Annotated in this window: 11 protein-coding genes; all 11 read right to left on the bottom strand. The window is 39.4% G+C overall.

The genetic code is table 11. From position 1 onward, the window contains the following. Positions 1-25: 25 nt before the first annotated feature. Entirely contained in the window at positions 26-913 is an 888-nt protein-coding gene (locus tag BANA01_RS13465) for an ROK family protein (protein ID WP_063253499.1), read from the bottom strand. Continuing rightward, on the bottom strand, positions 891-1598 hold the full coding sequence (locus BANA01_RS13460; protein ID WP_063253498.1) for an N-acetylmannosamine-6-phosphate 2-epimerase: 708 nt from the start codon (positions 1596-1598) through the stop codon (positions 891-893). Before BANA01_RS13460 ends, BANA01_RS13465 begins: the two co-directional genes overlap by 23 nt. 351 nt (positions 1599-1949) lie before the next feature. After that, positions 1950-2885, bottom strand: coding sequence for a dihydrodipicolinate synthase family protein (locus tag BANA01_RS13455; RefSeq protein WP_063253497.1), 936 nt, complete (start codon positions 2883-2885; stop codon positions 1950-1952). 47 nt (positions 2886-2932) lie between these two features. Next, positions 2933-4108, bottom strand: a complete 1176-nt coding sequence (locus BANA01_RS13450; RefSeq protein ID WP_063253496.1) for a Gfo/Idh/MocA family protein — start codon at positions 4106-4108, stop codon at positions 2933-2935. 28 nt (positions 4109-4136) lie between these two features. Then, a complete protein-coding gene (locus BANA01_RS13445; protein WP_169803691.1) occupies positions 4137-4769 on the bottom strand; it encodes a YesL family protein in 633 nt (210 codons plus the stop codon). Positions 4770-4812: 43 nt separating this feature from the next. Continuing rightward, positions 4813-5817, bottom strand: coding sequence for an SGNH/GDSL hydrolase family protein (locus BANA01_RS13440; protein ID WP_063253494.1), 1005 nt, complete (start codon positions 5815-5817; stop codon positions 4813-4815). Between the two features lie 36 nt (positions 5818-5853). Then, positions 5854-7194, bottom strand: a complete 1341-nt coding sequence (locus BANA01_RS13435) for a sialidase family protein (RefSeq protein ID WP_063253493.1) — start codon at positions 7192-7194, stop codon at positions 5854-5856. A 107-nt stretch (positions 7195-7301) separates the two neighbouring features. After that, complete coding sequence (locus BANA01_RS13430; protein ID WP_063253492.1) at positions 7302-9008, bottom strand: type 2 periplasmic-binding domain-containing protein; 1707 nt, start codon at positions 9006-9008, stop codon at positions 7302-7304. Positions 9009-9021: 13 nt separating this feature from the next. Further along, the gene (locus tag BANA01_RS13425; protein ID WP_063253491.1) at positions 9022-9909 is read right to left on the bottom strand and encodes a carbohydrate ABC transporter permease; all 888 of its coding nucleotides are present in this window, start codon (positions 9907-9909) and stop codon (positions 9022-9024) included. Positions 9910-9924: 15 nt separating this feature from the next. Beyond that, positions 9925-10881 carry an ABC transporter permease gene (locus BANA01_RS13420; RefSeq protein ID WP_063253490.1) on the bottom strand — a complete coding sequence of 319 codons (957 nt, stop codon included), beginning with the start codon at positions 10879-10881 and terminating at the stop codon, positions 9925-9927. 167 nt (positions 10882-11048) lie between these two features. Beyond that, positions 11049-12752 (bottom strand): type 2 periplasmic-binding domain-containing protein, encoded by a 1704-nt coding sequence (locus BANA01_RS13415; RefSeq protein WP_063253489.1) that lies wholly within the window; start codon positions 12750-12752, stop codon positions 11049-11051. Positions 12753-12906: the final 154 nt, after the last annotated feature.

The raw sequence follows: 12906 nt of genomic DNA, 5'->3' as shown, positions 1-12906 counted from the left end.
AACAAGTTCAATTTCCTTACTGCCTTCAGTTAATTGATTCATATAAATCGTCCATAAAGTGATAAACCGCCCCAATCATTCCGGCATGATTAGAGAGTTTAGCAAGAACAACCTCTGTATTTCTTTGAAAAGAAGGAAGCAAATAGGTGTTGAGTTCTGTTTGTACCTCTTGTAAAAATTTCTCTCCCCGGGCCGTGACACCTCCGCCGATGATGACCTTTTCCGGGTTGAAAATATAAATAAGATTGGAGATTCCAATTGCTAAATAACGATAAAACTTCCTGACAGCCTCTTGAATCTGCTCGTCACCTTGATCATAAAGATCAAAAATCTCTTTTCCAGTCCATTGACGTTTTTCTTTATAGTGATTGGCAAACTGAATTAATCCAGAAACTGAAGCATTTTTTTCAAAGGGTTCTCCGTCAACGAGCATATAGCCCCATTCCCCTGCACTGAAGGAATGCCCCGAATACATTTTTCCATCAATCACAATCGCTCCGCCAATGCCTGTACCTACGGTCAAAGCAATAAAATTGCTTGAGCCGTGATCACCAAGCCACATTTCACCAAGGGCTGCACAGTCGACATCGTTTCTAACTTCAACTGGCAGACCGAGAGCCTCACTGACAAGTTTTTTAATTTCGACACCCGTATAATGAGGGATTGTATCACCTGCAGCTACAATGGTTCCCGTATGGAAATTAACTTGTCCGGCTGTGCTAATGGCGATTCCGCTGACAGCATTGTCCGCTACAATGCTTTTACCTGCTGCAATTACTTTATCAATGATCGCCCGGCCGCCGAGATGCGCTTCGGTGTCCATAATCCAATGAGAAAGGATTTCTCCTCTTTCTGTCACAATCCCATATTTAATTTGTGTACCCCCGATGTCAAATGCCAGATAGTGCTTCATTTTTGCGAATTCCCTCCGCAAATGTTTTCGTGATCAATTGCGGCCTTGAAATCGCGCCCCCTACCACAATCGACCAAGCGCCCAATTCCAGCATTTTGCGTGCTTGTTCTGGTGTTTGAATGCGGCCTTCGGCAATGACAGGGATCGGTAATCGTTGGGAAAGCTGTTCGACTAGTTCAAAATCTGGATCATCTTGTTTTGGACTGTCATCGGTATAGCCTGATAGAGTCGTAGAGACCATATCAGCACCGCATTCTAGCGCATATTCGGCATCCCTAATCGTTGCGATATCCGCCATTATTAACGCATTACTATTTTCATGAATATAGTCGACTAAATCCTTTAAGTTTTCTCCGTTTGGCCGCTTGCGATAAGTAGCATCAAGTGCAATGACATCAGCCTCTACCGTCAGTAGTTCTTTTACTTCTTTAAGGGTTGCGGTGATAAAAATCTCACTATCTGGATAATCACGCTTGACTAGTCCAATGACCGGCAGTCCTGTTTGGCGTTTAATCGCAGCGACATCAACTGCAGAATTGCTTCGAATTACCTTTGCTCCGCCTTCCTTAGCTGCCTGAGCCATTTTCGCCATGATTTCAGATCCATGCAGCGGCTCATGTTCAAGCGCCTGGCAGGATACAATTAAATCTTTGTGTATTGTCGTGAAAAAAGGATGAGTGTTCATGTCATGATCTCCTTATAACTTTTTATTTTTATGCCGTGAAAAAGGTTATTGTTGAGTTATTTAAGAATCTAAATAGGCGGAAAAATTCCGCTTAATTAGTCATTACTATTAAAAATAGCCTGAATAGACGGAGGGATTCCGCCTATTGACCAGAAATACGTGAAATCGGATCATATTGCTTTCCATAACCGGAAAATTTCCCCTTATTTACCCCGAAACAGGCTTCATTCTGCATTTAACCGAAAAGTCTCCGCTTATTTTTCCTTCGCTGGTTACAGCAATCGCAAATCAACAGCCATTCTTTAATGCAGTTTGTCCTTCATAAAGCTATGAAGGACAAGTAATAACCTATTAATATACTTTTTCTACTTCATTTGTATAGGTGTTGATTAAAGCTTGGATCGTATCATTTAATTCAGCAAGAGAGGCATGGTCTTGCTGAGTTACAGGTAATAATGGTAGTCTTGGAGAACCTGTTTCAATATTTCTAAGTGATAAAATATACTTACAAGCACCATATAAAGATGGATAGCTTAATAGCTTTTTAATCACGCTATTAATTTCAAATTGTAATTTTTGAGCCTTTTCGAGATTCTCAGCGCGATACAATTTATCGAGTGAACAGAATAGTTCCGGCATAACACCGTATGTTCCGCCAATACCGCCATCAGCGCCCATAATGCGTCCGCCTAAGAATTGCTCATCTGGTCCGTTATAAACGAGAAACTCTTTTCCTGCATTCGCTTTGAATTGTTGCAAGTCAAATACACTTTCTCCAGACATTTTAATTCCGATTACTTTTTCTTGAGCAGCCATTCTCTGGAATAGTGGCTGAGTTAAATTGAATCCTGTTGTCTGTGGAATATTGTAAATAATAAATGGCAATGAAGTGCTGTCGATCATTTCCTGCCAATGCTTTTCAACGGATTGCTCAGACAAACGGTAATAGATTGCTGGAACGGCTGAAATCGCATGGGCACCGCATTTCTCTGCATGAATCGCAAGCTCTTTGCTTTCTTTTGTAGAGTTCGCCCCAACATGTACAATAATCGTTAGCTCTCGGCCAACCTCTTCTGTAACAGCTTCTACTACTTTCTTTCTTTCTTCCGCTGTTTGCAGGATTCCCTCGCCAGAGCTGCCCCCGACATATAAACCTGTCATTCCGCTATTTACATAGGAACGAGCCAGCTTTTTTACTCTTTCCTCACAAACCTCACCAGCCTCATCATAGGCTGAATACATGGCAACAAATACACCTTTAAATTGATCTAAATCCCAAGCTTTCATGTTGGTTTCCCCTTTAGACTTTTATAGTAAAACTGGCAGTTGTTCTTCTATAATTCTACAAATTCTAAACCTGATTGATTTGGTTTATGTCTCCCTTGCTCAATCTGAACAACTTTTCCGCCTGAGCGAATCGATTCTGTTGCTGCACAGCCAACAGCAACACTCATCCGTCCGGCAAAAGGTGTTGTTAACGGCTGCTTATTATATAAAACTAAATTCACAAAGTCCTGGCAGATGCGTGGATCTGCACCGCTATGAGTCCCAGGCATTTTCTTCATTTCATAGGTGATATCACTCATCTCATGCCACGAACCTGATTTTCTTGTTTTCACATAGACTTTGTCATTCACATCATCATTTTCGAGACGGCCTTTTGTTCCAATAAAGGTATAATTTCGCGAATAGTCAGGTGTAAAATGGCATTGCATATAAGAAGCTTTAATTCCGCCCTCTAACTCCATAATCAGCATATTATTATCTTCTACATTGATTTCTTCTCTGAAGGCACACTGTGTTAAGGTTTGTAAACTAGCGTCTGGACAAGTATCTTTGAGTTCGCAGTCCGGGCAATGCAGGTCATTCGGTTTGTCCCCGCCATAATAATTTAGACTTCCAAAAGCCGATACTTTGGTTGCATAACTGCCTGTCAGCCAATGAATCACATCGATATCATGAGAGGCCTTTTGTAACAATAATGATGTTGTATTTGCTGCAGTACTATGCCAGTCATGGTAATAATAATAGCCGCCAAGTCCGACAAAATGTCTGACCCATACGGCTTTAATATCGCCAATGACACCCGTATCAATAATTTCTTTCATCGTTTGGTACATGCTCATGTAGCGCATATTAAAACCGATCATTAAATGTTTTCCTGATTTTTGGGCTTCATCAAGAACCCTGTCACAGCCCTCTTGGGTGATCGCCAAAGGCTTTTCACAATATACATGTTTTCCTGCCTGCAATGCGGCTACTGCATGCTCTTCGTGTAAATAATCTGGGGATAAAATCGCAACGGCATCGACGTCTTCTCTTTTTAGCAGTTCCTTATAATCGGTCGTTACATATACATCTTTATCAATCTCGTTTTTAAATCGTTCCAGCGCCTTCGAAGACACATCAGCCGCGCCGACTACAACTGAATTTCCATCGGGGTTATGCCAATATTTCGCAATCGTACTCCTTAATCCTGTACCAATTACACCAATTCTTAACTGTGTCATGATATCCACCTTTTTTTAAATCAAGTTTTTATACTAAGCTATTATTTATCTTCTCTAATTTTGAAACTTTTTGTTCCATTCTCGTAAAAGCCGATTTTGCCATCCACATTAGTCCAAACGCCAGCACACTGAAACTAAAAAACGGAATTAGTCCTGGAATTAGAATCATTACCATGCTGAAGCCAATAATAAGCGCCGCCATACTTAGACAATGGAATGGATTTGAAATAGCAATAATCAGTGCATATTTAACAACGTTAATCAGTTTAATGTCAAAATGGACATAGACTGGAATCATTAGCAGGACCGTCATCAAATAAAGGATTCCTGCAATCCACACGACAATGAGTAATACAAGATCGATCATCCCCTCTGCTCCTTTGAACAGCTGGAAATAATAATAGAGACTCAAGCCCGTTAACGTGGTAACCCAACCTAGAAGATTGGTTTTGCGAAAGCCTTTTCGGTACATATCCCAGAACGTTCGAAAAATGGGGAAATCCGTTTGTTTATTAAGCCATTTTCGGCAAATTGCAAACATCGTAAAAGTGGCCGGGAATATGCCTCCAATCACCAGACCCACAAGACAGAATAATATCCAAATTAATTGAAGGACAAAAAATCTCATGATCCATTCCATGATTGTGTTTAACTTCTCCATGTAGCCAGCGTGAAACATATTCCCACCTCTTTTTAGATTAAAATTAACTAGGTATTACTTTCATTGGCACGTGCGATTCGATTAACTGCTGGAAACGCACTGCCAAGATTTTGTCGCCTGCTCCGTTTGGATGCAGTCCATCAGGCATATATTTTTCATATTCTTCGCCAAACAAGTCAAGACCGTCTATATAAGAGATGTTTTGATCGCCATGCCGCTTTAGAAGATCCACGACCTGAACAATTTCAGCCCTTACTTTTTCCAGTGACAATCCAACTTGATTTTCAACCTTTTCTCTCTCCCTGTGAAAAATAGGAGAAATGATCACCAGCGGCACATCCTTGTGCACATCACGAATTGTTTCAATAAACCCAATCAAGGCGGGGGAAAAAGTTCTGTCCGATAATGTATTTCCCCCCACGATATTGATTCCTGCACATATGGAAATAAAATCAGCAGGCAGATCACGAATCATCCTTGCTATCATGGGCTCTAAGTGGCAATTTCCGCTGTATCCAAGGCAAGTAAGATTGAAATCCATCTTCTTAGCAGCGAGAGCCGGCCATGTTTGCGATGGGCTATCTGAATAATAGCAATGAGTGATAGAACTCCCATACGTAATCCAGTGCAAACGGGAATCCTCTACTAGTTCCCACTCTGCCCCTTCATCAATCCAAATTCCTGAAATAGGAACAGGTACTTTTTGAGATAAGTAGATTTCAATCAACTTTGATTGCCCACCGAGGGAATCATAGGAAACCATTGTTTTCCCTGCTGGAATATAAGCCGTTTTTACGAGAGAACCATTGATGAGACAATCCATTTCCATCAATTCCACTGCTTCTACAATCCCAATCTTAATCGATTGAGTATTGCTGTGGATTTTAATCCGAACTCCTGCCGGAAGCACCGCTTGCCCACTTATACCCTTAGGTGGATAAAACTCCTTCTTGTCGAAAGGGATTCTCCAAGGCTTCACATACTCTTTCGTTTTTTCCAATGAAACGGCTCCATGAAACAACTTTTCAGATAATGGAATCTGCTTCAAGTTTATTCCTCCAATTATATCCAGCTATAAAACTAGTTAAGACTTCAACCAATCTAACGAAAACTTAACAAACGCTATGTCCATGTTATTCCAATCGGAGTAATCATAAACCCGTTCATATAGGACACCAATTTCACCATTTTTTAGGACTGTTAAGCAAGAATACCCATAGTAGCCGTCTTCAACCACCTTGCTGTACGGCCATGTTTTACCCCCATCTTCACTTAAGCGAACGGTTCCTTTTACTCTCGTTTTTTCATCCGCTGGGTTGGAGAATAATACTCGTACCTTTCCATCTCCTAAATCTGGATAAGTAACAACACTAGATTGGCAGATTGGATCGATCAATTCCATATCAAACGTAACCTCGCCCCATGTTTCGCCTCCATCCGTACTAGTTGTAACGGCTGTTCTTTGGAGTCCATAATGGTTTCGCAAATAATAATTCAATTCACCCGTTGGCAATTCAATGACTTGTGACTCTGTTAAATATTGTTTACCTTCAGAGATGGTTTTGGCTGATAGAACCTCACCGTCAAGCTCTCGTCCGTCGTTTGGAGATTCACCGCGCTGCCACGTCACACCATGGTCATCACTATACATACAAGCACAAGACAGAGCTCCTGCTTCATTTGAAAAATAGATTGGGAACACTAACCGGCCCTTCTTTTCCCCATGCTTTAGTTGAATACCGCAGCCAGGACCAGAGCCAATAAACTTCATCCATTCTTCCTTAACACTGGTGTTCAATTCTCTTGGTTTCGACCAAGTAAGTCCGTCGTCATCACTTTGAATGATTTGTAAAAAGCATGTTCTTGCTTCTAGTAAACTTTCATTAGGGTCAATTCCCTTTTTAAAATAAATATTCCCCTCGGCTTGCTCATCATTGAAAACATAACCATTTTCGTCAACGGTATAACTCGTTACATTGTTTTCAGTATCATAAACGTTTCCTGATTGTGATAAATAGTAAACATTTCCTTCGTTATCAAATAATTTTCTGCGTCCATCTGCATCGAAACCAATTCCTGGTTCACTATTCCATAGACCAACTCCACCTGGTGAGTGGCAATAAATCATAAAAATGGTTCCTGTTTCTTCATCTTGTAAAAGCGATGTATCAATGGCAGCAGCTCCGTCTAAACCTTCACCTGCAAATGCAACTAATTTTTGTACAGGACCCCATGTTACCCCATGGTCTTCACTGCGTCGGATTGAAGCATCAATTTGGTTAGGATTGTCTGTTTGATCGACAATTCTCGCATCAATGCCAGCGATAACTGTTCCCTTCGTTGTTGTAATCATGGATGGAATCCGGTATGCTCTTGAACCTGCAAGATTTGGATAAAAAATTGCTTCCGCTTGAATCGTTGTCATCTCATTCGCTCCTAACGATAGTGTTTAAAGATAAATGTGGGTACTAAAGCACCCACATTTAGTTTTTAGTTAACCAGCTTCAGCGCAAAGGGCGCTTACGATTTTAGTTATTGTTTCATTAAATCGGATACTTTTGGTGCTTTTTCTAGCTCAGCAAGCACTTCATTTCCGCCATTATTCTTCCAATTTTCAACGTAGTTATCCCACTCTTTGTCGATATCGACTTCGCCGACAATTGCTTTCATTCTAAACTCTGAAACAACTGTATCAAGTTGTCCTTTGTAACGCTTTTCAACTTCCTTAATGTTTGTTTCGTTTAATAAATCGTACTTATATGGACGAATCAACATTTTTTCTTTCACATCTTCTCGAGCATACAATTCATTTTTTAACTTACTTGTATATTCTGATTGGAACCATGATACTCTTTCCTTATCATACGTACGGAAGTTATATGCCCAGAAGCCTGAATTACCTTCTTCAGCTGCAAATTCAGGACGTACCTTCAGAGCTGACTTTTCTGGTTCGCCTTCCCAATCAGAGTGCACTCCAACTTCTCCATACAATGTCCATCTAGCCTCATTATCAAAGTTAATATAATCAAAGACTTGCAAAATTCTTGCTAATTCTTCATCCGTTACATCCTTTGAAACATAGAAGGCGTCAGCTAAATTTCCTACAGGAATATAGGCACCTTCACCTTGTTGTCCATTCTTGCCAATTTCAGGTAATGTTCCAAGTACTTTTGCAGTAGAGTTTGGATTTTCGACAATGTTCTGTGGTGCCCGGCCTTTAGCCCAGTCATCCATAGCCATGTAAGAAGGCTGCGCTACATAGTAGCCGATTTTTCCTTGCTTATATTTTTCCCAGCTCTTCTTATCGTCAAGTGTAGTAAATTCAGGGTCAATTAGGCCCATTTTATACCACTTTGCCATCAGCTTTAGGAACTCTTTATAGTTTTTTGAAATCTCGGTTGTAACCAATTTTCCATCTTCTAGTAAGTTGTAATTTGGTTGAAGAGCAATTCCAAATGACCCCATTAGCGTATGAGCCCAGTTGATATTGTTATTCCATGGTGAAATTCCGTACGTGTCATCTTTTCCATTACCGTCAGGATCGTCGAACGTAAACGCTTTTAAAACTTCTTCCAATTCTTCAAGCGTGTAAGCACCATCTGTATAATAGATTTTTTCACGTCCGCCGCTTGGTCCAACTTGCTTGATTTCACCTGGCGGCTCAATTCCTAATTTCTCCAGCCAGTCAAGACGGAATGTTGGGGCCCAAACCAACCCATCAACATGGGCATATTGACCAATTAATGCTACATATTCATTTTCTGTACCCTTCAATAAGTTCCTCTTTGTACCTGAAGCGTTTTCAGATAACATCTTCATATAACGAGGTGCATACTTTTCAAGCATCTCTTTCGAAATCGTTCTCGTTAAACCAGAATCATATAACTCTTGAGCTGTCTTCCCGCCTGTAGTGAACGCAAACGTATCAGGAAGATCTCCAGAGGCAACCATTAGGTTAACTTGGTCAGCATTCCAAGTATCTACTTTTGTGTTTGAAATTTTGATATTAAATTGCTCTTCTAATCTCTTTTGAACATAGTTTCCATCTTCGGCTTTACCTCTTGTGATCGATCCTGATAGATTCAGATCAAGCTGCTTTGAGAAATCCCCTGCTTCCGGTAAGCTTGCTACATCTACTTTTTTCTCTTCTTTACTTGCTTCTTGATTAGCGCATGCCGCTGTTAGAAGCAATGCGCCGGAAATTGCTGCAAATGAAAGTTTCTTCGCCAATTTTTTCATGAGTACTTCTCCTTTATCCTTTTAATGAACCAATCATAATTCCTTTAATAAAGTATTTCTGTACGAACGGATAAACCAGTACGATTGGACCGATAGAGATGATTACAGTTGCTGCCCGAACATTACTCAACAACAGCTCTGAACCGCTCATACCACCGCCGCCCACTGCGGTACTTGAATTATTTGATAGATCCATCGCCGTCAGCATGTCCCGAACTACGATTTGTAACACAGTTTTCGCGTCATCCTGGATATAAACTAGCGCGTGGAACCACTCATTCCAATGATACACCGCTGCCCAAAGTGCTACTGTGGCAATAACCGGCTTTGAAATGGGAATAATAATTTTCGTTAGAATTTGGAAGTAATTTGCTCCATCAATAATCGCTGATTCCTCAATCCCTTTATCAATGGTCATAAAATAGTTTCGCATGATAATAATAAAGAATACATTCACCGCTGATGGTAAAATCAGCGACAGGCTACTGTCTAATAAACCTAAATTCTTTACTAATAAATAATCGGGAATGATTCCCCCTGAAAAAAACATTGCAATCAAGAAAAAGATTGTAAAGAAATTACGGTAAGGCAATTCTTTTTTTGAAAGCGGATATGCAGCCAGAATCGTAAATGTAACAATCAAGATGGTACCAGCAACGGTACGAACTATCGTATTTATATACGCTTTCATAATGTTCCCATATGAAAACACAAATTCATACGCATCTGTAATCCATCGATCAGGCCATAAATGAACTCCTAGACTTGAAGATGCGTTTGCGTCTGAGAATGATAGAACAATTGTCTGCCAAAAAGGATATAGCACGAGTATTGAAAACAAAACGAATCCCGTCACATTGAGAATATCGAATAGTGATATCTTTTTTCGTGTAGCCCCCATAGTAAGTCCTCCTTCCTACCAAATTCCGTGTTCACTTTTTCTGCGAATAATAGCGTTTGCAGAAAGAATCAGGATAATTCCGACAACGTTTTTAAATAATCCCACTGCTGTTGCATAGTCAAATTGGAATTGCTCCAAACCACTTCGATATACATACGTATCAATAATATCTGCCACTTCATAGACTAATGGGTTGTACAAGTTAAGTATTTGGTCAAAACCTGCGTTCAACACACTTCCAAGTCTAAGAATAAACAAGATGATAACCATTGGCATAATCGATGGAAGAGTAACATGAATCATTTTATGGAATCTTCCTGCTCCATCCATTTCAGCTGCCTCATACAACTGTGGATCAATGGAGGCAATTGATGCTAAGTAAATGATTGCTCCCCAACCAACTTCTTTCCACATATCTGTTAAGATCAAAATTGGAATGAAGGATGCTTTGTCCGACATAAAGTTGATTGGATCCCCGCCAACAAGAGTAATAAAGAAATTGATAATTCCTCTTTGCGGTGAAAACACTTCAATGACCATTGCCGATAAAATAACCCAGGACATGAAATGTGGTAAGTAGGAGATCGATTGACTCACCTTTTTGAACTTTTCATTTTTAACTTCATTTAACAAGATTGCAAAGATGATTGGTGCTGGAAAAACAATAATTAATTTTAATAAACTGATGACAACTGTATTTTGTAATGCCCTTAAAAATAAGAAATCATCAAACAGCCTTTTAAAGTGGTCAAAATTGTTCCATGGACTATCCCATATACCCAAGCCAGGTGAAAAATTCTTAAAAGCAATTAATATCCCATACATTGGAATGTAATGGAAGATAAATAGCATTACCATTGGGATTGCTAGCATAATATAAAGCGTTTTCATCTTTTTCATTTCAATCCACTTCGTATTTGCTTTTCGCTTAGGTTTTGTTTTTGTTTCCGCCTTTTGTACTACTGTTTGCATATGATGTCCTCCTCTCATTACTTACATTGAAAACGTTTCCTGTATTTAGAATAATACAATTTTTAATGTAATAGTTTTATTATCTTTAGGTAAAAATAACACTATTTTAAGAATAGTAAAAAAGAAAAAACGCATGAAAAATTCATGCGCCTTTTATTTGGGTTACCTTATTTATTACTTAATAAGTCGGAAACCTTAGGAGCCTTTTCTAACTCATCCAGGGTTTCTTTCCCGCCGTTTTTCATCCAATTTTCAACGTATTTATCCCATTCTTTATCGATGTCAACTTCGCCGACAATCGCTTTCATTCTAAATTCGTCGACAATGGTTGTCAGCTGACCACTATATCGTTTTGAAAGTTCCTTTAACTTTGTTTCATTTAAGATATCCCATTTATATGGACGGATCAGCATCTTTTCTTTCACATCTTCACGAGCATAGAATTCACTTTTTATTTTATTGGTATATTCAGATTGGAACCACTGTACCCGCTCTTTATCATAGGTACGGAAGTTATAGGCCCAAAATCCTGAATTCCCTTCTTCCTTTGCAAATTCTGGACGTACTTTAAGTGCGGATTTTTCTGGTGTACCTTCCCAATCAGAATGCACGCCTACTTCTCCATACAATGTCCATCTTGCTTCATTGTCAAAATTAATATAATCAAAGATTTGAAGGATTCTCGCTAATTCTTCATCCGTTACATGCTTTGAAACATAGAATGCATCAGCTAAATTTACAACAGGAAGATAGGCTCCTACACCTTGTTGGCCGCCCTTGCCAATCTCTGGTGCAGTCGCAAGTAATTTTGCAGTAGAATCTGGACTTTCAACGATGTTCTGCGGAGCACGGCCTTTTGCCCAATCATCCATGGCAATATAAGAAGGCTGGGCTATATAGTAGCCGATCTTTCCTTGCTTATATTTTTCCCAACTCTTATTATTGTCAAGAGTTGTAAATTCTGGATCTATTAATCCCATTTTGTACCATTTTGCCATTAATTTTAGGAATTCTTTATATTTTTGTGAAACCTCAGTTTGAACCAATTTTCCATCTTCGATAAAATTATAACCAGGAGCCAATCCAAATGCCCCCATTAACGAAGCTGACCAGTGAATTTGATTGTTATAAGGCGATAAACCATACGTATCGTCTTTACCATTTCCATCCGGATCATCAAAAGTAAAGGCTTTCAAAATTTCTTCCACTTCTTCAAGTGTATATGCAGCATCTGTGAAATAAATTTTTTCACGACCTCCGCTAGGACCAACTTGCTTTATTTCTCCAGGAGGCTTAATACCCAATTTTTCCAGCCAATCCAATCTGAATGTTGGCCCCCAAGCCACCCCATCAACATGGTCGTATTGACCAACTAGTTGTAAGTACTCATTATCAGTTCCTTGCTTTAAGTTCATGATTGGACCCGGTGGATTTTCAGATAACATTTTCATATATCGAGGTGCATATTTTTCAAGCATCTCTTTCGGAATCGTTCTAGTTAATCCAGAATCAAATAACTCTTGTGCTGACTTGCCGCCTGCTGTAAAACCAAATGTATCAGGAAGATCCCCGGATGCAACCATTAAGTTTACTTGGTCAGTATTCCAAGTATCTGTTTTTGTATTAATAATTTTGACATTAAATTGCTCTTCTAATCTCTTTTGAACATAGTTCCCATCTTCCGCTTTGCCTCTTGTAAAAGACCCTGAAAGATTAAGTTCAACCTCTTTAGAAAAATCACCAGCTTTAGGCAAGCTTCCTACTTCAACTTTTTCTGCTTCTTTACTTGCTTCCTTATTTGAACATGCAGATGTAAAAATGAGTGCACCTGAAACAGCTGCCAAAGAAAGTGCTTTCAATTTTCTTTTCATTATTGCTCCCCCTTAACCAAGTAGTGTCACTTTTTCTTTCCATATTTGCATTGACAGTGATGATTAAACCGATTAGTTGAATCTATCCTCCTCTTTATTTTGTAAAATGAAACCGATTTCTATTTTTAGAATAGTATAATTTCTTTTGGTGAAG

This window comes from Neobacillus niacini NBRC 15566, assembly GCF_001591505.1.
In the GTDB taxonomy this organism is placed as follows: Bacteria; Bacillota; Bacilli; order Bacillales; family Cytobacillaceae; genus Neobacillus; species Neobacillus niacini.
The sequence above is the reverse complement of the archived record's forward strand: the minus strand, read 5'-3'. Positions and strand labels throughout refer to the sequence as shown.